Raw genomic sequence first — 25,257 nt, 5'->3', positions numbered from 1 at the left:
TTCTCACGCCTGCCGGGCGTATTCGGTGAAATGCCGTTCCGCGAAGAGCTCCGGCCTGCGGCCTCCGTCGAGGCCGAGAGCACGGGCGGTGGCGAGCATATGCCGCCAGTAGGGCTTCACGGGCCGCCAGCGTGCTCCCGTCTGGCAGTACGACGCGTCGACGAAGTAGCGGGGCAGGGTGCCCGGCGGACTCGGCATGGGCCTGCGCGCGTGCAGCAGCGCGGAGTTGATGAGCACCGTGGAGCCGGGCGGCAGCGAGTCGATGACCACCTCGCCGGGCAGTTCGGTGGTGTCGAGGTGGGCGAGCGCGGACTTGCTCCAGGGGCGGCGGTGGGAGCCGGGCACGACGGTGAGGCTGCCGACGGTGCCGTCGAGACCGCCGAGATAGTGCAGGGCGTGCACCATCATCAGGTCGGGATCGTCCCGGTCGTTGGGTTCGTGGTCGTGGTGCCACGCCTTGCCGGGGACCCCGGGGTTGTGCCGGTCGCTGTGCAGATGGTGGAAGACGAAGGGGGCGCCCATGACGTCCGTGATGACGTTCAACAGCGGGTCGTGAGCGATGAGTTCACCGTGTGCCGGCAGTTCGAGCTCCATCACGGGCGGAGGGTCGTCGTCGGGCCCGGGGTCGAGGCAGGCGGCTATCGAACGGGACCGGAGTCCGTCGTCCACCCAGAGGTCCACCTCGGGGACGAGCCGGTCGAGGAGCGAGGCGGGCAGCAGGCCGGGCAGGACGAGATAGCCCGAGTCGGCGAACTGCTCCCGCTGCGCCGGTACCGTTCCGCTGCCCTCGAAGAATAATGGCATCTACTCACACCTTTTTCTGGTCGCGAAAATGATCGAGGATAACCGGAAAGCGAGGAGGGGACGAGTTGCTGTGCCGGGGGAGAGACTGTGGGGGACTGTGCATGTGTTATCGGCGCGCCTCGTCCGAATGGACCGCAGCGGGCTCGGGGACCCTCGGAGAACCCGGCGGCGACGCTAGCATTTTCGGCCGTCCGGGCGCGCCGTGGTCCGCCGTGTCGGCTCTCCCCAATGGCGAGAACCGAGTGCCCAGCCAGACGAGAAACTGCATGGCGGCGGCTGCTGTGAACAAAGCGGTGACGCCGAATTCGACGACCAGCCAACCGCCGAGCAGCGAGCTGACCGGAATGGCGGAAAAGGGAACAGCGCGCTGCAACCCGACCACCCTGCCGAGGAATCGCGGGTCTATGGTTCCCTGCCGATAGGTGCGCCACGGCACGATGAAGGTGGATGTCGTCATCCCGACGATGAACCAGCACGCGGTGAGCGTGCCGACCCCGGGGTGCAGCGCGGGCAGTGCGAGCGCCAGGGCCTTCACGCCCATGGCCGCCCCCATGAGCGTTCCGGGAGCGAATCTCCGCAGCAGCGCCGGTGCGGCGACGGCGCCGAGTATGGCGCCGAGGCCCTGCGCCGATGCGATGACCGCGAGTGCGGCCGGGACGTCCCCGTCGGGCCCGGCCACGATGTAGACGAGATTGGCCGCCGCCGCGGGAAAGGTGAAATTGGCCAGGGTCAGCAGAACCGTGGCCCACAGCAGCGCCCGCTCGGTCCGCACCATGCGCAGCGCCGCCAGGGAGTCCGGACCGAGCGAGCGGCACGCGGCCCGGACGGAGGCCCGCAGCCGCGGCCCCGCGGCGACGACGGCGGTCCCCCCGATCAGCAGGGCGGAGACGGCGAAGGACACCGCGTTCACGAAACTCGCGACGGTCGGCCCGAGAAGCGTGACGACGGCCACGCCGGCGACCGGGCCGAGCATGCCGAGGGTGCCGTCCGCGCCCTGGACCCAGGCGTTCATCGACGCCCGGCGCTCCTTGTCGACCCGCTCGGTGATGAATCCCTGGAAGGCGGGGAACGAAAAAGGGCGCACGCACCCGAGGAGGAATGCCGCCGCCATCACCAGGAAAGGCGGCGGATCGACCAGGCAGAGCACACCGATTCCGGTGACGATCGCCGCGGAGACCACATCGCAGACGAGCAGCAGTCGCCGCCGCTCCGCCCGGTCGGCGACGACTCCGCTGAACAGCCCGATGACCACGAAGGGCACGAATTCGATCGCGTACGTGAGTGCGGCGGTGACGGCCGAGCCGGTCAGTTGCAGGACCAGGACGGGTAACGCGAACCGGAAGATCCAGTCGCCGCTGCTGGAAATGATGAACGCCGACCGCAGCATCCTCTCGTCCCGGCGCCGTACGTCACCACCGGACGCGGGTTGCCGACGTATCGCCCTGGCCGCGCGTGATGAGGGTGTGACGCGTAAGCGCCGCCCTTGCCTGCGAACAGCAATCACGAACCCTCCACCGCATAAGGACATCGCAAAGAGAAGCAAAGGAAAACGTAACGGAATCCTCTATTCGGCCAGGGCTCAGCGAAGCACAGACGGTCCGCCCCCTGCCATACTCGTCCTACCATCTGAGACGATTTCACCATGTGCAACGGAGGCATTTCAGCATGTGCAACGACAGGTATTTCCAGGGGGTGCTTGGCGGGGGAATCTACTCCCGCCCCGAATGGTAGGCAAGATGTTGACCGGTCATCGATCGGGAGGTATGGTCTAAACCACTTCCTCCGGAATGTGCTAAAACGTGCTGCCCGCTCGCGAATGCGAATGGCGAGGCGTCCCGCAGATTACTCGCAATACTTACCGCCGGGTCAGAAACGGTCCCCGGACACCTCACCGGGCTGCGCCACCGGGCCGCGAGCCCCTGATTGCGTAGGTTGCGGACTACGCAATTCTCGCCGACGTGGCGCGGGGCCCGCGGTCCGTACGATTCCCGTGTCGCCGCCCGCGGCGTCCGCCGCGCCCGCGCCATGACGGCGGCAGGCCGTGCCGTACAGAAGGAAGCACAAGAGGAAGTGCAGGAGGAAGGGGCCCTCGTTCATGCCGCATGTGCGTTCGCGCTGGATCGCCGCGCCCCTCGCGGCTGCCTCCGTGGGCCTTGCGTACGCCGCCTGTCAGGCCGGGGCGGTCGGGCCAGAGACGGACGACGCGCGACGGTCGAGCCGCACCACCGCCGTACCGATGTCCCCGTGCCTGGCGGGCGCGACCACTCTGGTCGGGGACCTCGACGGGGACGGCCGTCCCGACCGGATCGGCGACCCCGGGCGCACCGGCACCAGGGTGACGGTCCAATGGGGTGCCGCACGGGGGTCGTTCGGCCCCAGGCACGCGGTCAAGGACCTGCTCGGCACGGAACCGGGCGAGGCTGCCGTCACCGTCGAGATCGCCGACTTCACCGACGACGGCATTCTGGACATCGTTGTCAGTCCCGTCGGGTCCTCCGCCGCGGACAGCAGCGCGCCGGTGCGCGCCGCCGATTACCGCCCCGGCCCCCTCAGGCGCGCCGACCTCGTCCCTGCGACCGGGTCCGGTGTCCCCGGCGGACCGCCCGCCCTGCCCGCCGACGGCTGGAAACGCTTCTACGAGCCATGCTCATGACGTGGCCCGGAGTCATGCGTCCCCCATGAATCCGTCATGGCCGTCCCATATCCGGAGAGAACCCGCCACCCTCCCGTCACAGCGGGGACGAAGATGACAGCGTCCGGAATGACAGCCCCCTCTGTCCCGGCGCAACCGGCCGTGCCGACGCGGCCGGCGGGTACGTGTCGCGGGCCGGTCGTCGGGCCGGCGTGAGCGCGCCGACCATTCACCGGTGGCCGCGAGCGGCTGCCACAGGGGGGTCCCATGGCCAAGACCGTCGCTGTGATCGGGGCGGGCCCTTACGGCCTGTCCACCGCCGCGCACCTCAGGGGGCGCGGTCTGCACGTAAGGATCTTCGGCTCGCCGATGGCGAGCTGGGTCGAGAACATGCCTGCGGGCATGCTCCTGAAATCCCCTCCGGCCGCGTCGGTCCTGTCCGCGCCGGAGGCCGGATTCACCCTGTCCGGCTACTGCCGCGACGCGGGCGAGCCCCTTCTCGACGGTGACGACCGCGTGCCCGTCGAGACGTTCGTGCGCTACGGACGCTGGTTCGCCGAGCACGCGGTGTCCGCGGTCGAGAACGTACGGGTCCTGAAGGTGGACCGGCGGTCCGACGGCTACCTCCTGGAGCTGAGTTCGGGGGAGGAGGCGACGGCCGGCGCCGTGGTGGTCGCCAGCGGCACCCACAACTTCGCGTACGTACCGCGTCCGCTCGCGTCATGGATGGCCGAGGGACTCGTCTCGCACAGCTCGCACCACGCGGACCCGGCGAAGTTCGCCGGGCAGGACGTGGTCGTCGTCGGTGCCGGTCAGTCCGGGCAGGAGGGCGCCGCGCTGCTGCACGAGGCCGGTGCCAGGGTCCGGCTCCTGGTGCGCGCGCCCCACCTCGTCTTCGGCCGGGCCCCGTCGCCCCCGCCGCACTGGCGGCCCGCCAGCCCGCTGGGACGGTCGTGGGGCCTCTACGCCCTCGCCCGGCACGCCGCCGCCTTCCGGTTGTTACCGGCGGTGGCCCGGCTGCACCTGGCGCGGCGCGCCATCGGGCCCTTCGGTGCCTGGTGGCTCCAGCAGCGGTTGGAACGGGCGGTGCCGGTCTTCCTCGGCCAGCGCGTGACCCATGTCCGGCAGGACGGCAGGAGCCTCGTCCTCACCCTCAGGGACACCAACGACGAGACCCGAACCCTGGCGACGGGCCATGTCGTGGCGGCCACCGGTTACCGCGTCCGGGTCGATGCCCTGGACTTCCTCGCCCCGCAACTGCGGGCGGGCCTGGCCCGCGTCGGCGGTTTCCCCGCGCTCGACGCCGGCTTCCAGTCGTCGGTGCCGGGCCTGTACTTCACCGGCATCAAGGCGGCGGCGACCTTCGGCCCCCTGATGCGGTTCACCTGCGGCACCCGGTTCGCGGCACCGAGGCTCGCCGTGGCGGTGGCCGCGCGGCACTGAACGTACGCGTGAAGGGCGGGCGTGGCACCGCGCGTTCGCGGTGCCGGAACCGCTGGACGCATGCGGAGTGCCGCCCCACCCGTGGCGGGCGGGGCGGCACACATGTCGCACGGCGCACGGGGTGCGGCGTACCGCGGCCTACCGGGGCGTGCGCGTGGGGCGTGTTGCGGCGTGCGGTCAGCGGTTGTCGTCGTCGCGGTCGTTCAGCGAGTCGCGGACGCCTTCTGCCTTTGCACGCGCGTTGTCCGTGGCGTCACGCACCTTGCCCTTGGCCTGGTCCGTCTTGCCCTCGGCCTTCATCCGGTCGTTCCCGGTGACCTTGCCGGCCATCTCCTTGGCCTTGCCCTTGGCCTTGTCCATAGCGTTCTCGCCCACGGTCACTCCTTTGGTGCGGTTTGCGGCTGTTCGTCACGCTAGGGGTGGTGTGCGTCGGACGCATCTCGAGCCACTCCCTTCCGGCCTGTGGCCGGGCGGCGATTCCGTTCAGCGATCTCTTGGGTACTGCTTGCCCGGACATCCGGCGTCAAACGTGGCATTTGCGTCCGCGACCGGCACGGGCCGGCCAGGTCGGCGGGGTTCACAGCTTCAGCCCGGCCGCGACCGGCAGGTGGTCGCTGTCGGTCGCGGGCAGCGTCCAGGACGAGCGCGGATCCACACCGCGCACCAGGATCTGGTCGATCCTCGCCACGGGGAACGCGGCGGGCCAGGTGAAGCCGAACCCGGCACCCGCCTCGGCCTGGGCCGAGCGCAGCCGCGAGGTGACGGCGGCCAGCGCCCGGTCGTCGAAGGTGCCGTTGAGGTCGCCCAGGAGCACGGTGCGGGGGAGCGTCTCGGCCCTCAGGGCGGCGCCGAGGCGCCGCGCCGCCGCGTCCCGGGCTCCGGTGGCGAAACCGGAGGAGGCGGTGACGCGGACCGACATCAGATGGGCGACGTAGAAGGCGACCGGGCCCTTGGGAGTGCGGACGGTGGCGCGCATGGCGCGCACCCAGGGCGATATGTCGACCGGTCGGGCATCGGCGATCGGATACGTGCTCCACAGACCCACGCTGCCTTGCACCGAGTGGTACGGGTGAGTGGAGGCCAGCGCCCCGGCGTACTCCGGCACCGCCGTCCCGCTCATCTCCTCCAGGGCCACCACGTCGGCACCGGCGGCGGCGAGGGCGCGCGCCGTGCGTGCCGGGCGCGGGTTGTGCTCGTTGACGTTGTGCGACACGACGGTCAGGTCCCCGCCGCCGGACCGCTTGTCGAGGAGCGTCCCGCCGAACAGCGCGCACCACGTCACGGCGGGCAGCAGCACGGCGACGGCGGCGGTCGCCGACCGGCGGACCAGCGCGCCGAGCAGCAGGAGCGGCACGGCGACGCCCGTCCAGGGCAGAAAGGTCTCGACGAGGCTGCCGAGATGGCCGACCCGGTCGGGGACGTGCCGGTGCGCCGACATCACCAAGGCGGTGAGCAGCGCCAGGGCGGCGAGGACGCGGCCGCGCCGCCAACGGCCGGGGCTCGGGATGCTGCCGGTGCCAGTACCTCTGCCAGTACCTCGGCCGGCCCCGGGTTCGTGCTCGATCACAGAGCGCTTGCGTACAGAGCACTTGCGTACAGAGTGCTTGCGTACAGGGTGCTTGCGTACAGGGTGCTTGCGTACAGGGTGCTTGCCCACGGAGTGCTTGCGCACGGAGTGCTCGCGTACGGAGGTATCCGTCAGCGACTCCGCGGCGCCGGCACTCTCAGAACCAACAGACACATCAGGCAGACGAACAAGGCGCATGGTGCGGCACTTCCCAAGTGGTCGACGTGCGGCGTTCGCACGTCGACCACCCTGGTCGGGCGAGGTCTCGGGGAACCCGTCACCGCGGGTCCCGCGCCGCTCGGCCGGTCATCCGTCGTGTATCAGCCCGGCGGCAGCCGGAGTGTGGCGACGGCCCCGCCGTCGGCGGCGTTGTGGAAGGTCAGCGACGCGCCGATGAGCTGCGCCTGCCCCGCGGCCACGGTCAGTCCCAGACCGTGGCCGCGACCGCGTTCGGCCGAGCCGGTGCGGAAGCGCTGCGGCCCCTCCGTGAGGAGGCTGTCAGGGAAGCCGGGGCCGTGGTCGCGGACGACGACGGTCGTGCCGTCGACGCCGACGTCTACCGGTGGCCTGCCGTGCCGGTGGGCGTTGACGACCAGGTTGGCGAGGATCCGGTCGAGCCGGCGCGGGTCGGTGCGGGCCACGGCGGGGGCGCCGCGGACCGCGAGCCGTGCCTCCGCGCCGGTGCGGGCGAGTGCTTCCGCGACGAAGTCCGCGAGGGCCACGGGCCGCAGATCCGCCTGTTCCACGCCCGCGTCGAGGCGGGAGATCTCCAGGAGGTCCTCCACGAGGGTGCGAAGGACCTGCACCCGGTCCCTGACCAGGTCGGTCGCCTCGCTCTCCGGGAGCAGTTCGGCGGAGGTCACCAGACCCATGAGCGGGGTGCGCAGCTCGTGCGCGACGTCGGCGGTGAAACGCTGTTCGTTCAGGAGCCGCTCCCGCAGACTGTCGGCCATGGAGTCGACGGTGCCCGAGATCTCGGCGATCTCGTCGCCGGTCCGGCCGCGCATCCCCGTCCTGGCGGCCAGGTCGCCCCCCTCGATCCGCAGGGCGGTCCGCGCCACCCGCCGCAGCCGCCGGTTGGGCAGCTCGGCGGCGAGGGCCGAGAGGGGCACGACGACGGCGAGGACGAGCAGGGAGTACTGCCACATGTGCCGGTCGAGGGCGGCGCGGCTGAGCTGGTCCGGAGTCATGTCGACGGAGACAGCCACCAGCTGTCCGCCGGGCAGTTTCCGCGCGGCCCACATCTGCGGCCGGTACCGCTTGCTCTCGTCGAGGACATGCGCCTCCCCGCGGTCCCGAGCCTCCCGTACGAGGTCCGGTGGCATCTCTTCCGTACGGTGGACGAGGCTTCCCCCGGCGTCGGGGTCGTCCGAGCCGAGGGCGGTCTCCAGGACGGAGTGGGCCTTGGCCGCCCCGTCGTTCACCGACCGCTCGTAGGTGCTGCGATGCACCAGCAGCCCGACGGTCAGCGCCATGGCGCCGCACGCGACGGCGACGAGCAGGGCGATGCGCCAGCGCAGCGAACGCCAGTGGAGCAGGCCGCGTAGGTTCTCCATGGTGCCCACCGGATCAGCGGCGCAGCTTGTAGCCGAAGCCGCGGACGGTCTCGATCCGCTCGGCCCCGATCTTCTTCCGCAGCCGCTGCACGCACAGGTCGACGACGCGCGTGTCACCGTCCCAGCCGTAGTCCCACACGTTGCGCAGCAGGGTCTGCCGGTCCAGGACGATGCCGGGACTGGCGGCGAATTCGAGGAGAAGCCGCAGTTCGGTGGGCGCCAGTGCGACGGGCTCGCCGGACAGGGTCACTTCCAGGCCGCCGGTGTCGACGGCGAGGTCGCCGAAGACGAGCCGGGCATGCCGGGGGCCTTCATCGACCTTCCCGGACCCGTCGCCGATGGCGCCCGGCCGGCCGGGCCCGGCCGTGGTCGCGGCGGTTGCCGCCGGCGCGGCGGCGGGTGCGAAGGTGGCCCGCCGCAGCAGCGAACGGATCCGGGCGACGAGCACGGCCGTGTCGACCGGCTTGACCACGTAGTCGTCGGCGCCCGCCTCCAGGCCGGAGACGACGTCCAGCGCGTCTCCGCGTGCCGACATCAGCAGGATCGGGTCCGTGCCGGTCTCCCGGATCCGGCGGCACAGCCCGATGCCGTCGAGTCCCGGCAGCATCACGTCCAGGAGCAGCAGGTCGTGCCGGCCCTCGCGGAACAGTTCGAGGCCGGTCAGGCCGTCCTCGGCCGTGACGACGCGGTAGCCGTAGCGCTCCAGCGCCATCGCGACCGACCTGCGGATCACCTCGTCGTCCTCGACGAGGAGAATGGTCACGGCCGGGGGAGCGGCGGCGTCGGGACCGACGCGTTCTGCGGTGTGGGACATCGTCTCCGGCCTGTTCGAGGGGGTGGCGTGGCCTCCATCATGCGGCCATGATCCTGCCGCGTGCCGCCATGGGCCTGCCGCATGGCGCCATGATCCGTCGGGCCGCGCACCGGGCCACTTTGCCCGGCGCCTGTCTCCGCCCGGTCGGAGGAGTGCTTCCGCGAGGGCTCAGCCGTGTATCAGCCGTGTATCGACGCGTGGTCACGGGCACGGGCAGGGCCTGTCGGGTGCGCGCTCACGGCCTGCGCGACGGTTCCAGCGGCGCGGGCGGCGGCAGGGGGCCGGGGCGCTGTGTCCTGAAGCCCTGCAAGAAGGAGGCGAGCAGACGGCGGGATGCGGCGAGGGCGGTGTCCCTCGGCTGTCCGGCGAGGCTGCCGCTGGCCAGGAGCAGGAGGGTGATGTCGGAGGGGTGGAATTCGGCGCGCAGCTGTCCGCTCTCCCGGGCGCGCCGGACCAGGTGCGCCATCCTCTCCTCGGCGCAGGCGCGTTCGGGGTCGTGCGCGAGGGCGTCGGCGAACCGGTCCATGAACACGGGCGCGAAGCCGCGGTCGGTCGCCTGGGTGGCGCACACCTTCTCCAGGAGCACGTACAGGCCGTGCCCGGGGTCGGGGTCGGCGAGCGCTTCGTCGAAGGCGGCCGCACACACGTCGAGTTGCTCGGCGAAGGCGGCGGTGACCAGCGCGTCACGGGTGGGGAAGCGACGGTAGAGGGTGGCCGCGCCGACCCCCGCGCGGCGGGCGACCGCGCTCATCGGGGCGTCCACACCCTGGTCGGCGAACACCTGGCGCGCGGCTTCGATGATGCGTTCGCGGTTGCGCCGGGCGTCGGCGCGCAGAGCCGGGGCCTGCGGGTCCTGCCCACCGGAGTCCTGCTCGGACGGCTTGTGAGACGGCTGGGCGGGCAATGTCTCTCACTTCGAGTCAAGCGGACGGTGTCGTCCGCTCACCGGCTTAGCGTGAGCGTACCAGCGGGCGCCATCAGCGCTTGCGCGGTTCCACGCCACAACTCCACGCCAGGCCTTCATGCCGCAGCTTCATGCCGCGGCTGCTCACCGCAGCTTCTTTCCGTGGCTCCGACGCCACCCCCAGGACGGGAACCGAACCATGAGTGACATGCGCGCAGTCCTCTTCGACCGCTACGGCCCTCCGGAGGTCCTCTACGTGGGTACGAGACCGACACCGTCCCGTACGCCGGAGCAGATCCTCGTGCGGGTGCACGCCGTAGGTGTCAACGGCGGCGAACTGCTCGACAGGGCGGGGAAACTGCGCCTGGTGACCGGTCGCCGCTTCCCGCGGGCGACGGGGATCGACTTCGTCGGCGAGGTGGCCGCGGCCGGTGCGACCGGCGGCGGAGTGCGGGAGGGGGACCGGGTGTGGGGTCTCCTCGGGCGCAGGACGGGGAGCATGGCCGAGTACGTGGCCGTGGATCGCCACCAGGTCGCCCCGGCCCCGGGGAACCTCACCGCGGTGCAGGCCGTCTCGCTGCTCGCGGGCGGGACCACGGCGGTGACCGCCCTGCGGGAGAAGGCAGCACTCAAGCCCGGTGAACGCCTCCTGGTGCGCGGGGGCAGCGGCGGCGTCGGCAGCGTCGCGGTGCAGGTCGGCAAGGTCTTCGGCGCCCGCGTCGGCGCGCTCGCGGGCGGGCGGAACCTCGACTTCGTACGCGGTCTCGGCGCCGACGAAGCCTGGGACCACCGCACGACGCCCCTCTCCGCACTGGGCCGCTTCGACGTCATCATGGACACCGCGGGCACGCGACTCCGCGACGTCCGCCGCTTGTTGGCGCCCGGGGGACGGATGGTCGCCATCGCCCCCGATCCCGCCGAGCCGCTCGCGGGCCTCGCCACGGTCCTCGCGTCGACCGTCCACGGGAGCGGACGCATACGCGTCTTCAGCGGCAACCCCCGGAGCGATCTGCTGACCGAGGTCACCCGCTACGCGGAACACGGCGACCTCGTCCCCGTCGTCGACACCGTCCACCCTCTCGACGGCGTCGCCGACGCCCACCGGGCATTGGCGGCGGGCGGCGTGCGCGGCAAGCACGTCGTCCGGATCGTGTGAGCGGGTGCCGGCCGGCGCTCCCGCGAACACCGGCCGGCACCCCGGAGCGCGCCCGGCCCGCGAACGGGCCGGGCGGCGCGGGTCAGAACTGCAGCGACCAGGCGTTGACGTAGCCCGTGTCGTTGTCCCAGTTGTCGCTCACCCGGAGCTTCCAGGTGCCGTCGGCGGTCTCGGCGGAGGCGTCGACGCGGTAGGTGGCCTGGACGTTGTCGGCGCCGTCGTTGCTGTCGTAGTCCTTCAGGAGGTGGGCGGTGCCGTCGGGGGCGACGAGTTCGACCTTGAGGTCGCCGCGGAAGGTGTGGCGGATGTCGACCGTGACGGCCAGGTCGGCGGGCGCCTTGCCGGTGACGCCGGTGACGGTCAGGGGCGACTCGACGGTGGCGTTGTCACGGATCTGATGGTCGTCGGTGTTCTCGAACTTCTTGCCGGTGGGCGGGTTGGTGGAGCCGCCTCCCGTGTACAGGAGCTTGTTCGGGGAGCCGGAGCGGGCGTCGGTGACCTTGTCGGAGGTGGCGTCGGCGACGAGCTTGTCGCGGACCTGGGCCGGGGTCCAGGACGGGTTGGCGGACAGCAGCAGCGCGGCGGCGCCGGCGACGTGCGGGGAGGCCATCGACGTACCGCTCATGGTCTGCGCGTTGCTGTCACCGGAGTTGGACGAGGAGACGATGCTGTCGCCGGGGGCGAAGATGTCCAGGCAGGAGCCGTAGTTGGAGCCCTGGCCGTTGCTCCAGCCGGTGGCGCGGGCGTCCCGGCTGTTGGTGGCGCCGACGGTGATGGCCGTCGGCGTGGAAGAGGGCGAGTACGAGCACGAGTCGGCGTTGTTGTTGCCCGCCGCCACCACCCAGGTCACACCGGAGGCGATGGAGGACGTCACCGCGTCGTTCACCGACTGGGTCCTGCCGCCGCCGATGCTCATGTTGCCCACGGCAGGCTTCACCGCGTTCTTGGTGACCCAGTCGATGCCCGCGAGGACTGGCGCCCAGGTGTCGCCCGAGTTGCCCTGGCAGTTGAGCACCCGTACGCCGATCAGCTTCACGCCCTTGGCGACGCCGTACGAGCCGCCGCCGACGGTACCCGCCACATGTGTGCCATGCCCCTGACAATCAGAGGCGTTGGAGTCGTTGTCGATGAAGTCGTAGCCGCTGACCGCGCGCCCGCCGAAGTCGCGGTGGCTCATGCGGATGCCGGTGTCGACGATGTACGCGTTCACGTTGGAGGCGGTGGTGCCGTACGTGTACTTCTTGTCCACCGGCAGGTCGCGCTGGTCCACGCGGTCCAGGCCCCACGAGGGAGGGTTGGTCTGGGTGTCGACCGCGTACGCGACGGCGTCGGCCTCCACGCGCGCCACCGACGGGTCCGCGGCCAGCTTCTCCGCCTCGCCCTCGGACATCCGCACCGCGAAGCCGCGCAGGGCCGCGGTGTAGGTGTACCGGAGGTCGCCCTCGTGCTGCCGCGCCAGCGCCTTCGCGGCGCCGGGTATGTCTCTGCGGGCCACCGAGTCCTTGAGGGTCACGATGTAGGAGCCGTCGACCGCGCCGGGGCGGTCCGCGCCGACGATCCGGCCGTCGCCGTCGCCGGGCGGCGCGGGGGAGGCCGCGGCGCCGACGGTGGATGCGGCCCCGACGAGCAGGGCGGTACTGGCTCCGACGGCGAGGGCACGCCGCAGTGCGCGGGCGTCTGGCTTCATGGTTTCTCCCTTGTGAGCTGTCCGGGGCGGCAGGTGGGTGCCGGGCCCGGGTGTGGGGGTGGTCGTGGGGGGCGGCGGGGGGGAGCGCGGCGCGCGGGGCGGGGCGCGCGGGGGGGGGGGGCGGGCCGCGCGGAGCGGGACTCCGCGCGGCACGGTCCTGTCCGCGCCGGACGGCTGCTGGGGAACAGCCGCCCCGTACATCCCCTCCCTCGGGCCGAGGCCCTGTGAACGGGGATGGCGTTGCCGGACCGGCCAGAGCCTCGGTCACGCGGGGCGGGCGCAGCAATCCGTACGCGCTACCCAAAGAGTGGGCAGTGCGGTACCGCGCCATTGCGTAGGTGGTGGACCCCTATTGCTACGCGAGCCCTTTGGGAGGTACACCACCGGTCTGGGGTGGTCGGCGGGCGGGAGGCACAGCCGTGGAGGGACCTTTCCTGGCCGCGGGGCGCGGCAGGGACGCCGACGACGGCTGCGCCGGCGCGCACGGCACCCACGACCGCGGCGCACCGGCGGCCCCCTGGGGCGGGTTCGTCGGGCGGCACGACGAGGCCCGGCTGCTGCTGCGGGCGCTGCGGGCCGGGCCGGGCCTCGCGGTGGTGCGGGGAGAGGCGGGGGTGGGAGCGTCCCGGCTGGTCGACGAGGTCGTCGGCCGGGCGGAGTTCGCGGCGTGGACGCAGCTGCGCGCACGGTGTCCCGACACGGACGACCCCGTTCCGCTCGGGCCCCTCGCGGACGCGCTCGCCGCACTGCCGCACCGGTCCGGCGGCCCCGGCTCCGGAGCGCGGGGCGTTTTCGGCTCCGGGGCTCCGTGTGTTCCTGGGTCCGGAGCCTCGCGCGATCCTGGCTCTGGAGTGCCGTGTGTTCCTGGCTCCGGGGCTGTGCGCGATCCTGGCCCCGGAGCTGCGTGTGCTCCTGGCCCCGGGGCGCCGCACGATTCCGGTTCCGGGCTGCCTCCCGTGGCCGGGGTCGTCGGCATCGTCGTACCCGAACTGGCCGACCGGCTACCGGACCCGCCCTGCTCGGCCGCCGAGCCCGAGGTGTGGCGGGGGCTGCTGCCGCGCGCGGTCCAGGCGCTGCTCGCGGCGTGCGGCGACACCGTCCTGGTCGTTGAGGACGTCCACCGCGCCGACCCCGCCACCCTGGGCCTGCTCCACCACCTGCTCGGCGCGCTCCCCCCTGGGCTCCGCGTCGTCGTCACCGAGGACACGGCGCCCGGCCTACCGGTGCTCGGCCTCCCGCCGCGGACACCGGTCGCGGAGATCGGTGTCCGGCCCTGGACACCTGAGGAGACGGGGGAGTTCGTGCGACGCCGGCTGGAGGCCGACCTCCCCGCATGCCTGCCCGAGCACGTGGACCTGGCCTCCCTGGTGCACGAACTCTCCGGCGGGCTCCCGGGGGCGGCCACGGCCCTGTTGCGGTCCGGCGCGGAACTGCGCCGACGGCGCGCGGAACCGTCCCGGCTGGGCGCGGAGCTTCCTCCACAGGGCGCGGACCTCCCCTGGAACAGCCATGCGGCGCTCGCCCCGGACGCGGACGGCGCCACGGTCGCTGGGCGGTACGTGCCGGGGGCAGGGACGCACGTGCCAGACGCGGCGAGGCAGGCGTCGGGGGCGGGGACGCACGCGCCCGCGAGGCACGTGCCGGATGCAGGGATGCACGCGCCCGACGCGGCGCGGCACGCGTCGGATGCCGGGAGGCACGCGTCAGATGCGGGGATGCACGTGCCAGATGCGGGGAGGCACACGCCGGCCGCGGGAACGCTGCTCGCCGCCGTGCGGGGAGCAGCCGTGCCGCCGCGGGTCCGCCGGGAGTTCGCCCACCGCTACGGGCGGCTGACCGAGGACGCCCGGCGGATCGTGGACGCGGCGGCCGTGGTCGGCCTGGCGGTGCCCGTGGAGGTGCTCGCCGACGTGGCGGGGTGCGAGCCGCTGCGGGCCGAGACCGCCGTGGAGCAGTGCCTGCGCGAGTCGGTACTGCGGACGGACGGCGCCTGCCCGGTGTTCCGGAACGCCCTCGACCACCGCACCGCCATGGCGCACGTGCCGCAGCCGCGCCAGGCCCGGCTGAGCCTGCGCGCGGCGCGGGCGCTGCACCACCAGCACGGCGGGGGCCCGCTGCCGCTGGCCGACCTCGCGCGGCTCTACCGGGCGGCGGGCCGGGTCCAGGAGGGCGTGCGCTGTCTCATCGCCGCCGCCGACCGGGCGGCCGCAGCAGGCGACTACGCCACCGCGACCAGCCTCTACACCCGCGCCGTCACCGAGGACCCGCGCGCCCGGGGCCGCATCCGTACGGCCGCGAAACTGGCCCGCACCGCCCAGCTGGCCCGCGCCGGCGAGCAGGTGGTGGCCGCCGTACGACGCGTCCTCGACGAGGACGACCCGCCGCCCCGGCTGCGCGGCGAGATCAGGCTCCATCTGAGCGTCGTCCTGCGGAACCAGAGCGGAGGAGCCCTCGACAGCCTGAACGAGGTGGCCCGCGCCATCCCCGACCTGGAGACGTCCGACCCGCAGACCGCCGCCCGCGCCATGGCGGTCGCGGCCATCCCCTCCCTCAAGGGCTGGCCCGTCGACCGCCACCAGCACTGGCTGGAGCGCTGCGAGCAACTCGGCGACCAGGTCGAGGAGCCCGCCGCCCGTGCGGCCGTCGCCGCCAACCGCGCCACCGCGCTGATGCTGCTCGGCGACCGGCGGGCCTGGGCCGCCGCCGAGGCCCTGCGCCCGCCGGCCGGAACGGCGATGGAGGCCGCGCACCGGACCCGGGGCTGGACCAACCTGGCGCACGCTGCCACCGCCCTCGGATACGGCGTGCGGGCCCACGAGTTCCTCGAACGCGCCGCCGCCGGACTCGCCGACAGCAGCAGCCCCTACCTGGAAGGGCTGCACCGCACGGGGCGTCTCGTACTCGCCTGGCACGAGGGCCGCTGGGAGGGCCTGCACCAGGCCGCCGACCTCACCACCCGGCACTACGAGGAGATCCCCGACCTGACCGCCGAGGCCATGCTGGTCCGCGGACTGACCGCGCTGCACGTACTCGGCGACGTCCCCCGCGCCCGCCGCGACCTCACGCGGGCCGCCCGCGTCACCCGTTACGACACCGGCGTCATCCTCACGGCGTCCGCCGCCGCCACTGCCCGCATCCACCTGGAGGCGGGGCGTCCGGGGCAGGCCTGCGAGGCACTCGAACAGACCCTGAACCTCCTCGAGCGCACCGGCGGCTGGGTGTGGGCCGGGGAGGTGGCGCCCACCGCCGTGGCGGCCCTGCACGGCAGCGAGCAGACCGCGCGGGCCCGGCGGCTCGTCGCCGCCTTCGCGGCCGGGACCGAGGACCGTGACGCACCCGCCGCCGCGACGGCCCTGACCGTGTGCCGGGCCCTGCTCGCCGAGGCCGAGTCCCGGCCGGACGAGGCCGTCGGCCTGCTGTCCGACGCGGAGACCGAGTGGCGCCGGCTCGGCAGGCCCTTCGACGCGGCCCGTGCGGCCGAGGCCCGCGGGCGCTGCCTGCTCGACCGGCACCGCGAGGCGGCGGCCGACGGCATCCACCAGGTGATCGAGACCTATCGGGAGCTGGGCGCACGCTGGGACGTGGCACGCTGCCAACGGCTGCTGCGCCGCCACGACATCGTCATCACCCACCGCCGCGGCCGGCTCGGCTACGGCAGCGAACTCTCCCCGCGCGAACAGGAAGTCGCCCACCTGGTCGTCCAGGGCCAGGCGAACCGGGACATCGCCGAGAGCCTGGTCCTGTCCACCCGGACCGTCGAACACCACGTCGCACGCATCATGCGGAAGCTGAACGTCACGTCGAGGACCGACATCGCCCTGGCTCAGACGGTACGGGACATCCCCACGGACGCCGGTGCCGTCTCCAGGAACCCGAACTTCCGGTAGAGGAAACGGGCGTCGCCGTCGGCGATCAGCGACACGTACGCGCCCGCGGGCGCCCGGCGTTCGAGCTCCGCGATCAGGCCGCCCATGATCTTCTTGCCGAGCCCCGCCCCCTGGTGCTCCGGCGCGACGCAGATGTCGACGATCTGGAAGAAGCAGCCGCCGTCGCCGATGACGCGCCCCATGCCGATCGGCTCGTCGCCGTGCAGGAGCACCACGCCGTACCAGCTGTTGGGCAGACCGGCCTCGGCCGCCTCGACGGACTTCGCGCTCAGGCCGGCGCCGGTGCGCAGCCGGATGTAGGTCTCCGCGGACGGGACCCCCGGGCGCAGCGTGTAGGAGTCGGCCGCGTCGGAGGGTGCGTAAGAGTCACTCTGGCTATTCATCACTTACGCACACTACAACGGCCGGTCGGTCGGGCGGCACACGCCGGAGCCTCCTCGGGCGCGCCACGCACGGCGGTGCGTGCCGCGTACATCAGGCGGGCCGCGCGGCCCACACCGTGCGCTCCGTACGTACGGACAGGTCGCCGCGGCGCAGAACGCCGTGCGGGCTGCCCAGGTCGAGCAGCCGGTCGAGCGCGGCGAGATCCTCGGGCGCCAGGGCGTCGGCGGCGCCACCGCGCATGCGGCGCAGGCTGCTGAGCGCGTAGCGGCCCACCGCCTCGCTGTGGGCGGCGTCGACGCGGACGGCGAGGGTACGCTCGTCGGCCACGGCGAATCCTGCTCCCGCCAGCTTGCTTCCCCAGTCGGCCCCGCGGTGGGTGACGTGCTCGGCGCCGTGGTGGCGGCCGAGCGCGGCGTGGCAGCGCTCTTCGAGACCGGGTGCGTCCTCCGGCGCGTCCGCGGGCAGGAACCGGGGGAAGCCCGCCAGTTCGACGACGGCGAGGAGCCCGTCCGGCGCCAGCAGGCCGTGGATCCGGCGCAGAGCGCGGTCGGGGTCGGCCATGTGGTGCAGGGAGGCCGAGGCCCAGACCAGCTCCGGCGTGCCGAGACGGGGCCACGTCTCCGCGTCCAGGTCGGCCTGGAGGAGGCGCACCCGGCCGGTGGCCCCGGCGGCGGCCGCCTTCTCCCGCAGGCGGTGCAGGTGGGCCGCCGAGGAGTCGACCGCCGTCACCTCTGCCCCGGGGAAGCGCTCCAGCAGGGCGAGGGTGCCGGCTCCGGTACCGGCCCCCAGGTCCACGATGTGGCGGGGGTCGGCTTCGACGGGAAGCCGGTCGACGATCGACGCGATGTGCTCGGCGAGTACCTCGGCGTCCAGGTCGAGGATCTCCGCCTGGTCGCCGGTACTGGTGTGGTGGACGTGGTGCGCGGTGGGCGCGGTGGGCTGACTCATGGGGCCCACGCTAAGCAGGCAGCCCGTGGCGTGCGGGGAAGGTTTCGCCGAACGCAAGACGATGACCGGCCGGGCTGCCGGTTGCGCAAGACGCCACGGCGCCCGGCGGCCCCAGGGCCTGTCGTCGCGTGGCAGGAGGGAGTTCGACGACAGTCCCTAGGCCCCGGAGCCCCCTTCCCCGCGCTGGTGTCCGCGCCGTGCGTCACGGTCGAAGATGCCGAGGATCTCGCACGGCCCGCCCTCGGCCCCGATGGCGTGGGGCAGCATCGTGGGGAACTCGGCCGCCTGGTCGGTCTCGATCCGCAGCCGCCGGTTGCCCAGGAGCAGGACGGCGGTGCCGGAGAGGACGACGAGCCACTCGCGGCCGGGGTGGGCGCGCATGCGCGAGGGCTGGTCGGGCGGCGGATCGGTCATGCGCCGGCGTACGACGGTCATGCCGGGCTCGGCCTTGATGGACCAGCGCATCAGGCCGTGCGCGGCGTCGATCATCGGGTGGGAGACGACGTCGTCGGCGGCCGTCTCCACGAGCTGGTCCAGGGTGGTGTCCAGGGCGCGCGCGAGGGTCACCAACTGGTCCAGGGCCAGGCGGCGCTGTCCGTTCTCGATGCGGCTGAGCGTGGATTGGCTGAGCCTGGCGCGCACGGCCAGCTCCTCCAGGGACCAGCCCTGGGCCACGCGCAGGGCACGGATGCGTTTGCGTACGAGGCTGTCGAGCTCACCGGGATCTTGCGTCATGGGCGGCACCATATGCGCATTCGGCAACCCGCGCTCGGCGGAGACCTCTCTTGTGGTCGTCCCGGCGATGCGGTTGCGTCGAGGGGCACGGCACCGCCCTCGCGGGTGGCGCCGCGAGGCTCTCGACGGCATCGGCGAAAGGATCCGTATGGTCACGAGCGGCACGACGGTCACACGCACGCGCAGAGGGACGTACGGACGCGGCGCCGGGGCGGCCGTGACGCTGTGCGCGGCGCTGTCCTTGCTCGGCGCGGCACCACCACTTACCGCACCCGTATCCGCACGGGCACCGGCACCCGCGTCCGCTCCCTTGTCCGCACCGGCACCGGCACCGGCACCCGCACGCGCACCCTCCTCGGCACCGGCGCCGGCACAAGCCCCGCGAACGGACCTCGTCAGCACGGCCGCGGACGGCACCCAGGGCGACGACCGCTCCCTCTCCGCCCGCATCAGCTACGACGGCAGGTACGTCGCGTTCGACTCCGAGGCGTCCAACCTGGTGCCCGACGACACCAACGGCACCGGTGACGTGTTCGTCCGCGACCGCCGCTCCGGCACCCTGACCCGTGCCGGTGTGGGCGACGACGGACATCAGAGCGAGGACGGCTCCTGGAACGCGGCGGTGAGCGGGGACGGCGGCACGGTCGGTTTCGACTCCGCGGACCCCGCCCTGGCCCCCGGCGAACGGCCGTCGGGCGGCAGCTACGCGTACGTACGCGACCTGCGGTCCGGCCGCACCGAGTCCATCGGGATCGGCCCGGACGGCGAGCCCTTCCGCCGGTCGAGCACGGCCGCCCTGAGCGGCGACGGCCGCTACGCCGCCTTCATCGGGTACGCCGACATCCCTGAACCGCCCTTCTCCCGAGCCACGCTCTACCTGCGCGACCGCGAGCGCGGCACCACGGAAACCGTCAGCGGACCCCTCGCCCCGGGACCGCTCCTGAGCGACGTCTCGCTCAGCGCGGACGGACGGCACGTGGCCTTCCGCGCCTACGACGACGACAGGGTGAACACGACCGGCGCCGTGTACGTCCGGGACCGCCGCACGGGCCTGCTGACCGTCGTCGACCACACGCCGGGCGACCCGCGGCCGGTCAGCCGCTGGTACGGAGAGCCGTCCCTCAGCGCGGACGGGCGCTCCATCGCGTACGTGACCAACCGGGACGGCAAGCCCGCCACCCACCCCCAGGTCCTGTGGGAGGTCTTCGTGCACGACCTGGCCACCGGCCGCACCGTCCTCGCCGCCACCGCGCCCGACGGCGGCCCCCTCGACAGAGCCGCACGCTCCCCGCGCGTCAGCCCCGACGGCCGCCACGTCGCGTACACCACGGCGGCCTGCGCCACCGCCGAGCCGGCCTGCCGTCCCGCGGTCTACCTGCGCGACCTGCGGCAGCAGGGCCCCGCAGCGACCCGGCGGGTCAGCGTCGCCGAGGACGGCGGCTTCCCCGACCACAGGGTGGGCGCACCCGCCCCCGCGCGGGGCGGTTGCCAGGTGGCCTTCGAGTCGGACGCCACGAACCTCGTACCCCGGCACCCGCGGCGCGTCACCGACATCTACCTCCGGCACCTTTGCTGACCAGTACCTGTCTGGGACACACTGCGTGTGTGGCACTGCGAGCGGACCGGACACGGCGGGAACTGTCCGCAGCCGTACGGGAGGGAGCCGACGCCGGCGAACTGGCCGCCGTGCTCTCGCGGTGGATCGCCCCGGCGGTACCGCATGACGCGTCCTGCCTGGTCGCCACCAGCCCCGCCGTCGGCTTCGGTATCCCCGCGTTCAGCTTCTGGGACCGTGTCGAACCCGGCGTCGGACAGGCCCTGATGCACCGCTTCTACGCCGGACAGGACCCGTGCTCCGCGAGAGAGCTGGCCCGGCGACCGGTCCCCGCGGGCACGGTGGCGGCCACGGCTCTCACGGAGCCGTCCCCGGGTTCGCCCCACCCTCCGCTGGCGGACCTCGGGGTGGGCGGTGAACTCCGGGTGCTCCTCCGCGACACGCGCGGCGGCGTCTGGGGGCTGCTCGCGCTGCTGCGCTCCCGAGGCGTCCGGCCCTTCGACGAGGCCGATGTCCGCCACGCCGCACGCCTCGGACCGGTCGTCCGTGAGTTCCTGCGCGCGTACGTCACCAGCGGCCCGCTCACCCCGGCCACCCCCGCCCCACCCCCGGGTGTCGTGATCGTGGGCCCCGACGGGACCGTCCGCGCCGCCACCCCGCAGGCCGACACCTGGCACGAGCGGTTGCGCACCCGCGGCGTCCCGGAGTGGGCAGGGCCGTCGTTCCTGGCGGGCCTGGCCGACCACGCCCGCGCCCACGGCCGTGGCCGGCGCACCGGACCACCGCTGCTCATCGGCCCGGCCGCACCCTACGGAACGTGGATCAGCTGCCACGCCCAACTCCTCGTGGGCGAGGGCGAGGGCGAAGGCGCAGACAGAGGCGAAGGCGCGCGTGAGAGAGGAGGCGGCGGTGAGGTGGCCGTCGTCCTGCACACACCGGCCCGCGAGCACCTCCTGCCGTCGTTCTGCGACTGGTACGGCATCACCCTCCGCGAACGCGAGGTCGTCCACCACCTGTGCGAGGGCACCGCACCCAAACAGATCGCCCGCCATCTGCACCTGTCGGCGCACACCGTCAACGACCACATCAAGGCGGTCCTGCGCAAGACCGGCGCCACCGGGCGCGACGAGCTCACCACCGCACTGACGTGACGCACCCGCCACCGCCACCCGCGTGCCGCTCAGCAGACGCGCCGGTAGGGGACTCCGGGCAGGTACATCTGCCAGTCGGCCCTCGACAGGGGACCGCCGGCGCGTCGGCACACCTCCGCGACGGCCTGGTCGGTGTCGATGACGTACTTCTGCCACGGCACCTTCTCACCGGCGGCGTACAGGACGTCGCTCCCGGGGCCGAACGCCAGGGCGTGGATGCGGTCCCCGGGTGTGGTCGGGCCGGTGCCAAGGGGCTCCCGGGAAGGCAGGTCCCAGAGGCGGACGGTGCCGTACGAACCTGCCACGGCCAGGGTGGTGCCGTCCGGTGAGAAGGCCACCGCCGTCAGCTCCTCCAGGGGGCCGAACCCGGTGGTGGGCAGGACGGCCAGCATGCGGTTCAGGCCCGCGTCCCACAGTGACACCCGTTGGGACGCCAGCAGGGCTATGCGGTCGGCGTCCTGGTTGAACGCGAGAACGCAGTCACCGCAGGAGCCCAGCTGATGGGGGAGGGTTCGGCCGGTGGCGGGGCTGAGCAGCGACCCGTCGTTCGTGAGGATCAGCCCGCCGTCAGCACTGATCGCACGCAGTTCACCCAGCCCGCCGTCGCTCGCCACGACGAGGGACCCCACACTGCGGGACAGGGTGCGCGACGGTTCTCCGCTGCGCGCGTCCCACTGAGTGAGGCTGTCCCAGCCGGTGGTGATGAGCGCGCGTCCGTCCGGGCTGAGCACCGCCCCCGCCACTTCCGTGCCGGACCGCTCGTGCGGGACGCGCGCCAGGGGCCGACGCCTCTCGGCGTCCCAGACGATGACCTGACCGTGGTGATCGGCGTCGTCCGGGCCACTGCCGTACGCGAAGCGCCGTCCGTCGGCGCTCAACGACATGAGAGGGCCGCCCTCCGACCTCGCCGGGGCCGGGAGGATCGCCGTGGTCCTCCCGGTGGGGCCGCGCAGCAGCCGGAAACGCCGACCGCCGTCCTCGGCGAGGGCCAGCGTGCTCGCATCCGTACTGAACAGGGCCTCGCGCACGGTCCGGCCGCCCCACGAGGGCTCCAGCGCCCGTCCCAGGCCGAGCGTCCGCACGACCTGCACACCGCCGGCCTCGGTCTGGAGGAAGTGGAGCGTACGCGTCGAGGGGTCGATCCGCAGGGCGTCGACAGGGTGTTGCAGGGGGTGGCGGAAGACAGGGGCCTGCGGTCGGCTCAGCCGCCACAGGGCGATGCCGCCGTCTCCCGCGGCTGCCAGGAACTTCCCGTCGTCGCTGACGGCGAGCGAGCGCGGCGCCATCTGGTCGAGGCGGGGTGCTTCTCTGCCGGAGGGAAGGTGCCAGCGTCGCAGGCCGTGCGGGTCCGGCACGATCAGGGTGCGGCCGTCGGGGCTGAAACGTACGCCTTGAGAGCAGAGCACTTTGCCTGCGTGCAGGGCGAGTTGCCTCCCGGCCCGGCGCAGATCGAGCACCTTCAGGACGCGGGTGCCGCCGCACATCGCCAGGAAGCGGCCGTCCGGGCTGACGTCCGTCACCGGATCGTCGCCGGAACCCGTGGGCATGGAGTGCAGGCGACGCCGCTCGCGCGCGTCCCACACCTCGGCCGTGCCGTCGACGGCGAAGACCACCGTTCTGTCGTCGGCGCCGAGTGCGAGCGCGGACGAGGACTCGGACGTACGCGCCGGCCCGAAGGCAGGACCGCGGTAGCGCCGGGTGCGCATGTCCCAGAGCCGCACCTGCTCGCCGCGGCCGGAAGGAACCACCAACACCCTTCCGCTGTCGCTCAGTTCGCTCGGCGCGCCGGCTTCGTCCTCCACGTCTGGCACGCGGTGGCGGCCACTGAGCCGATGGCTCCTGAGATCCCATGCGTGGGCCTGGCCCCCGGCCACGCTGATCAGGGTCCGGCCGTCGGGCGTCAGAGCACGTTGCGCCTCGTCGGACTGGGCCGGCACGCTGAACGCCGCCTGCTCCGGCTGGTGCAGGGCGCTCAGCAGGGCGGCCCGGCTCGCCGGTGTGCGGCTCAGCTCCCACGCCGCGACACTCAGCCGCATCGCCATGCGGGGATTCGACGCGCGCAGACCGTCCGCCGTCGTGGCGGCACGCCGGGACCCGGCCCCGATCTCCTGACGGTCGCCGGCGCGCTTCTGCTGCCAGCCGACGGCACTGGCGGCGAGGACCAGCACCAGGAGCACGGACAGCGAGACCAACAGGGTGCGCACGCGCCGCCTGGTGCGGACCGCGGCCCGCCGCTCGTCGTCGCGGGCGGCGACACCGGCATCGAGGAAGGCGGCTTCCACCACGGTCAGGGACGAGCGGTGCGCGGACCGGGAGAAGGTCTCCTCGGCCGCCTCCAAACGCCTGCCCCGGTACAGCGCGCCGCGGTCGTGGTCCAGGTCCTGCCACGCGCGGGCGGCATCGGTGAGACGACGGTGCAGACGCAGCCGGTCGCGGGCGTCGTCGATCCAGGTGTGCAGGCGGGGCCAGCTGGTGATCAGTGCCTCGTGGGCGAGGTCGACGGTGTCTTCGCCGAGCGTGATGAGGCGGGCGTGGGCAAGACGTTCGAGGACCTGGTCCACGTCGCCCGAACCGTCCGCCAGGTCGAGCTCGGAGCGGGAGACGGGGCGACGGGTGTCCGGGCCGCCTTCCCCCGGGGTGACGAGTCGGAGCAGCAGCAGGCGGGCCAGGTGCGCCTGGGGGGCGGTGAGCCGGGTGTAGACGGTCTCCGCGGTCTTGGCGATCGCGCCGTGCAGGCCACCGGCCGCTTCGCAGGCCGCCACCGTCAGGACCCGGCCCCGGCGCCGGAGCCAGGTCTCCCGCAGCACGTGCGACAACAGGGGCAGCCCGCCCGGTTCGCCCTCGACCTCCTTGGTGAGCCGGGCGGTCAGTTCCCGCTCCACGACCAGCCCCGCCGTCTGCGCGGGTCCGACGACCGCTGCCCGCAGTTCCGCCGCGTTCATCGGGCCGACGAGCAGGCTGCAGTCGGGCAAGGCGTCGGCCAGGGCCCGGTGTTCGGCGCAGCGGCCGTAGAAGTCGGCGCGTACCGCGATCACGACGCGCAGCCTGTTCACCGGATCGCGGGCGGCGAGCAGCCGGTCGATGAACTCGGTGCGCTCCGCCGGGTCGTGGCAGAGGGTGAAGACTTCCTCGAACTGGTCGACGACGAGGACGGTGTCCGCGTCGCCGTCGGCTGCCTCCAGGGCCGCCGCGTGCACGCGTGCGGGACGAGCGCCGGGGGTGAGGATCCTGATCGCGGCCAGGTCCTGCCCTGCGGCCCGCAGTGCGGGGATCAGACCGGCGCGCAGCAGCGAGGACTTGCCGCTGCCCGAAGGGCCGAGGATCGCGGCGAACCGGTGCCGGCCCACCAGTGTCTCCGCGCCCGCCACCAGGGCGTCGCGGCCGAAGAATCTGGCGTGGTCGTCCGGTTCGAAGCGGGCCAGGCCCTGATAGGGCGAGGCACGCCCGGCGTCGCCGCGCCCGGCCGCGGCCACCGCCTCATGCGCTTCGTTCGCCTCGTTCCAGCGGTGTTCCCACTCCTCGACGTCCCCTCCGCAGGCCCGCACGTACGCCAAGGTGACGGCAAGGGAGGGGAGGCGCGTGCCCGCGGCCGCCTGGGCGAGGACGGTGACGGAGTAGTGAGCGGACCGCGCCATGGCCCGGTAGGTGAGACCGTCCGTGTCCTGGCGCAGCTTGCGCAGCGCGTACGCGAACTGCTGCACGGGGCCCGCGCTCGGATCGAGGGGCGCTTCCGGTCGGCCCATGGGCGCGCGCTCCCCCCGGGACCGTACGGGCACCTCCTGGTCCCGGCCACGTTAGGAACCGTCCGAGGCGCCGGGCAAGGGTGCTTCCAGCCGTCGCGCCCGCTCTGAGCCCACGGGCGTGTCCAGGCACCCGAGGCGTGGCCCCGCTCCTGGTGCGTGGCCTCACTCCTGGTGCGGGTCCCCGCTCCCGCCGCGAAGCGAGGAGCGGGGGACGGGCTCACTGCCGAACCCGCCGTAACCTGAGTAACCAGGGCACAGGTTTCCTATTCCTGCCGTTCCTTGTTCCCCGTT

The 25,257-nt window shown here is 73.2% G+C and carries 18 protein-coding genes; 6 read left to right on the top strand and 12 right to left on the bottom strand.

The features are described 5' to 3' along the window. Positions 1 to 3: 3 nt before the first annotated feature. Together GPA10_RS32075 and GPA10_RS32070 are read right to left on the bottom strand one after the other, a co-directional pair. A complete protein-coding gene (locus GPA10_RS32075; RefSeq protein WP_058846481.1) occupies positions 4 to 804 on the bottom strand; it encodes a phytanoyl-CoA dioxygenase family protein in 801 nt (266 codons plus the stop codon). Positions 805 to 910: 106 nt separating this feature from the next. Beyond that, positions 911 to 2,191, bottom strand: a complete 1,281-nt coding sequence (locus GPA10_RS32070) for an MFS transporter (protein ID WP_157168523.1) — start codon at positions 2,189 to 2,191, stop codon at positions 911 to 913. A 708-nt stretch (positions 2,192 to 2,899) separates the two neighbouring features. Here GPA10_RS32070 and GPA10_RS32065 point away from each other — a divergent pair. Then, entirely contained in the window at positions 2,900 to 3,457 is a 558-nt protein-coding gene (locus GPA10_RS32065; RefSeq protein ID WP_157168522.1) for an FG-GAP repeat domain-containing protein, read from the top strand. A 246-nt stretch (positions 3,458 to 3,703) separates the two neighbouring features. Further along, positions 3,704 to 4,879, top strand: a complete 1,176-nt coding sequence (locus tag GPA10_RS32060) for an FAD-dependent oxidoreductase (protein ID WP_157168521.1) — start codon at positions 3,704 to 3,706, stop codon at positions 4,877 to 4,879. Positions 4,880 to 5,056: 177 nt separating this feature from the next. Here the strand turns inward: GPA10_RS32060 and GPA10_RS32055 are convergent, their stop codons facing one another. The 5 genes from GPA10_RS32055 to GPA10_RS32035 all read right to left on the bottom strand — a co-directional run bounded on the left by GPA10_RS32055 (position 5,057) and on the right by GPA10_RS32035 (position 9,720). Next, positions 5,057 to 5,254, bottom strand: coding sequence for a CsbD family protein (locus tag GPA10_RS32055; protein ID WP_343041557.1), 198 nt, complete (start codon positions 5,252 to 5,254; stop codon positions 5,057 to 5,059). A 202-nt stretch (positions 5,255 to 5,456) separates the two neighbouring features. Further along, positions 5,457 to 6,443, bottom strand: coding sequence for an endonuclease/exonuclease/phosphatase family protein (locus GPA10_RS32050; protein WP_425505851.1), 987 nt, complete (start codon positions 6,441 to 6,443; stop codon positions 5,457 to 5,459). Between the two features lie 323 nt (positions 6,444 to 6,766). Next, positions 6,767 to 8,002 carry a sensor histidine kinase gene (locus GPA10_RS32045; protein ID WP_157168520.1) on the bottom strand — a complete coding sequence of 412 codons (1,236 nt, stop codon included), beginning with the start codon at positions 8,000 to 8,002 and terminating at the stop codon, positions 6,767 to 6,769. A gap of 13 nt (positions 8,003 to 8,015) precedes the next feature. After that, complete coding sequence (locus GPA10_RS32040) at positions 8,016 to 8,816, bottom strand: response regulator transcription factor (RefSeq protein WP_157168519.1); 801 nt, start codon at positions 8,814 to 8,816, stop codon at positions 8,016 to 8,018. 235 nt (positions 8,817 to 9,051) lie between these two features. Then, positions 9,052 to 9,720: a TetR/AcrR family transcriptional regulator gene (locus GPA10_RS32035; RefSeq protein ID WP_157168518.1), complete on the bottom strand. Its 669-nt coding sequence runs from the start codon at positions 9,718 to 9,720 to the stop codon at positions 9,052 to 9,054. A 199-nt stretch (positions 9,721 to 9,919) separates the two neighbouring features. Here GPA10_RS32035 and GPA10_RS32030 point away from each other — a divergent pair, with 199 nt between their 5' ends. Beyond that, the gene (locus GPA10_RS32030) at positions 9,920 to 10,876 is read left to right on the top strand and encodes an NAD(P)-dependent alcohol dehydrogenase (RefSeq protein ID WP_157168517.1); all 957 of its coding nucleotides are present in this window, start codon (positions 9,920 to 9,922) and stop codon (positions 10,874 to 10,876) included. An 82-nt stretch (positions 10,877 to 10,958) separates the two neighbouring features. On the opposite strand, the gene GPA10_RS32025 is transcribed toward GPA10_RS32030, so the two are convergent. Further along, the gene (locus GPA10_RS32025) at positions 10,959 to 12,563 is read right to left on the bottom strand and encodes a S8 family peptidase (RefSeq protein WP_058846490.1); all 1,605 of its coding nucleotides are present in this window, start codon (positions 12,561 to 12,563) and stop codon (positions 10,959 to 10,961) included. A 419-nt stretch (positions 12,564 to 12,982) separates the two neighbouring features. Between GPA10_RS32025 and GPA10_RS32020 the strand changes: the two genes are divergently transcribed. After that, on the top strand, positions 12,983 to 16,450 hold the full coding sequence (locus tag GPA10_RS32020; RefSeq protein WP_198351764.1) for a LuxR C-terminal-related transcriptional regulator: 3,468 nt from the start codon (positions 12,983 to 12,985) through the stop codon (positions 16,448 to 16,450). On the opposite strand, the gene GPA10_RS32015 is transcribed toward GPA10_RS32020, so the two are convergent. The 3 genes from GPA10_RS32015 to GPA10_RS32005 all read right to left on the bottom strand — a co-directional run bounded on the left by GPA10_RS32015 (position 16,387) and on the right by GPA10_RS32005 (position 18,517). Further along, positions 16,387 to 16,833 (bottom strand): GNAT family N-acetyltransferase, encoded by a 447-nt coding sequence (locus tag GPA10_RS32015; protein ID WP_157168546.1) that lies wholly within the window; start codon positions 16,831 to 16,833, stop codon positions 16,387 to 16,389. The two genes, GPA10_RS32020 and GPA10_RS32015, sit on opposite strands and share 64 nt — an antisense overlap. A 91-nt stretch (positions 16,834 to 16,924) precedes the next feature. Further along, entirely contained in the window at positions 16,925 to 17,782 is an 858-nt protein-coding gene (locus GPA10_RS32010) for a class I SAM-dependent methyltransferase (RefSeq protein WP_157168515.1), read from the bottom strand. 156 nt (positions 17,783 to 17,938) lie between these two features. Further along, the gene (locus tag GPA10_RS32005; protein ID WP_058846491.1) at positions 17,939 to 18,517 is read right to left on the bottom strand and encodes a helix-turn-helix domain-containing protein; all 579 of its coding nucleotides are present in this window, start codon (positions 18,515 to 18,517) and stop codon (positions 17,939 to 17,941) included. 148 nt (positions 18,518 to 18,665) lie between these two features. Here GPA10_RS32005 and GPA10_RS32000 point away from each other — a divergent pair, with 148 nt between their 5' ends. Together GPA10_RS32000 and GPA10_RS31995 are read left to right on the top strand one after the other, a co-directional pair. Continuing rightward, positions 18,666 to 20,093 (top strand): TolB family protein, encoded by a 1,428-nt coding sequence (locus GPA10_RS32000; protein ID WP_157168514.1) that lies wholly within the window; start codon positions 18,666 to 18,668, stop codon positions 20,091 to 20,093. Positions 20,094 to 20,122: 29 nt separating this feature from the next. Next, positions 20,123 to 21,223, top strand: a complete 1,101-nt coding sequence (locus GPA10_RS31995; RefSeq protein WP_343041556.1) for a helix-turn-helix transcriptional regulator — start codon at positions 20,123 to 20,125, stop codon at positions 21,221 to 21,223. 29 nt (positions 21,224 to 21,252) lie between these two features. On the opposite strand, the gene GPA10_RS31990 is transcribed toward GPA10_RS31995, so the two are convergent. Continuing rightward, positions 21,253 to 24,966 carry an nSTAND1 domain-containing NTPase gene (locus GPA10_RS31990; protein WP_157168513.1) on the bottom strand — a complete coding sequence of 1,238 codons (3,714 nt, stop codon included), beginning with the start codon at positions 24,964 to 24,966 and terminating at the stop codon, positions 21,253 to 21,255. Positions 24,967 to 25,257: the final 291 nt, after the last annotated feature.

The sequence above is a fragment of the Streptomyces typhae genome, from assembly GCF_009755605.1.
GTDB classification, from domain to species: domain Bacteria; phylum Actinomycetota; class Actinomycetes; order Streptomycetales; family Streptomycetaceae; genus Streptomyces; species Streptomyces typhae.
The sequence above is the reverse complement of the archived record's forward strand: the minus strand, read 5'-3'. Positions and strand labels throughout refer to the sequence as shown.

Bases quoted from the DNA above. Each gene is read 5' to 3' on its own strand.
- GPA10_RS32075 (WP_058846481.1), bottom strand. From the start codon at position 804: ATGCCATTATTCTTCGAGGGCAGCGGAACGGTACCGGCGCAGCGGGAG.
- GPA10_RS32070 (WP_157168523.1), bottom strand. From the start codon at position 2,191: ATGCTGCGGTCGGCGTTCATCATTTCCAGCAGCGGCGACTGGATCTTC.
- GPA10_RS32065 (WP_157168522.1), top strand. From the start codon at position 2,900: ATGCCGCATGTGCGTTCGCGCTGGATCGCCGCGCCCCTCGCGGCTGCC.
- GPA10_RS32060 (WP_157168521.1), top strand. From the start codon at position 3,704: ATGGCCAAGACCGTCGCTGTGATCGGGGCGGGCCCTTACGGCCTGTCC.
- GPA10_RS32045 (WP_157168520.1), bottom strand. From the start codon at position 8,002: ATGGAGAACCTACGCGGCCTGCTCCACTGGCGTTCGCTGCGCTGGCGC.
- GPA10_RS32040 (WP_157168519.1), bottom strand. From the start codon at position 8,816: ATGTCCCACACCGCAGAACGCGTCGGTCCCGACGCCGCCGCTCCCCCG.
- GPA10_RS32030 (WP_157168517.1), top strand. From the start codon at position 9,920: ATGAGTGACATGCGCGCAGTCCTCTTCGACCGCTACGGCCCTCCGGAG.
- GPA10_RS32025 (WP_058846490.1), bottom strand. From the start codon at position 12,563: ATGAAGCCAGACGCCCGCGCACTGCGGCGTGCCCTCGCCGTCGGAGCC.
- GPA10_RS32015 (WP_157168546.1), bottom strand. From the start codon at position 16,833: ATGAATAGCCAGAGTGACTCTTACGCACCCTCCGACGCGGCCGACTCC.
- GPA10_RS32010 (WP_157168515.1), bottom strand. From the start codon at position 17,782: ATGAGTCAGCCCACCGCGCCCACCGCGCACCACGTCCACCACACCAGT.
- GPA10_RS32005 (WP_058846491.1), bottom strand. From the start codon at position 18,517: ATGACGCAAGATCCCGGTGAGCTCGACAGCCTCGTACGCAAACGCATC.
- GPA10_RS32000 (WP_157168514.1), top strand. From the start codon at position 18,666: ATGGTCACGAGCGGCACGACGGTCACACGCACGCGCAGAGGGACGTAC.
- GPA10_RS31990 (WP_157168513.1), bottom strand. From the start codon at position 24,966: ATGGGCCGACCGGAAGCGCCCCTCGATCCGAGCGCGGGCCCCGTGCAG.